The sequence below is a fragment of the Nocardioides pakistanensis genome (genome assembly GCF_054781215.1).
This window is the reverse complement of sequence record NZ_BAAGUV010000076.1, coordinates 1-599: the sequence shown is the minus strand read 5'-3', so window position 1 is coordinate 599 and position 599 is coordinate 1. Positions and strand designations below refer to the sequence as shown.

Genomic DNA, 599 nt, shown 5'->3' with positions numbered 1-599 from the left:
CACCCGAAGCCGGTGGCCCAACCCCTTGTGTGGGAGGGAGCCGTCGAAGGTGGGGCTGGCGATTGGGACGAAGTCGTAACAAGGTAGCCGTACCGGAAGGTGCGGCTGGATCACCTCCTTTCTAAGGAGCACTCAACCCCTACACCTTTCCGGGTGTGCGGGGTTGCAGAGAAAGCATGAACGTCACCGAACGCGTGACGCATGCTGCTCAAGGGTGGAACACAAAACAACACGGCAAGCCGTGATGATGTGTCTGTGCTAGTACGCAATGTGTCCCTGGTGGAGATGTTGTTGGAACGGATGGATGCGTGGTTCGGGTTGTCTTTGAGTGCATGCTATTGGGTCCTGGAAGCCCAGCCGGCTCGCACCCCCTTGTGGGGTGTGGGTGGACTTGGTTTTCTGACCCGCGGTCATCGGACGTGTTGCCGGTGATGGTGGGATCGGCCGTACGTTGAGAACTACACAGTGGACGCGAGCATCTATACCAGCGTCATTGCAGTGACCTTTTTGGGGTTAGTGGGGTGATGGTGGTGTATTTACTTTAATTTCATTGGTCGCGCACCTGACCGTGGGGTTGTTGTTTCTTCGGGAATGATGAC

The 599-nt window shown here is 56.6% G+C and carries 1 rRNA gene; it reads left to right on the top strand.

Features of this window, described 5'->3' with window-relative positions:
- Positions 1–121, top strand: a 16S ribosomal RNA gene (locus tag ACYVIH_RS22455); the annotation flags it as partial.
- Positions 122–599: the final 478 nt, after the last annotated feature.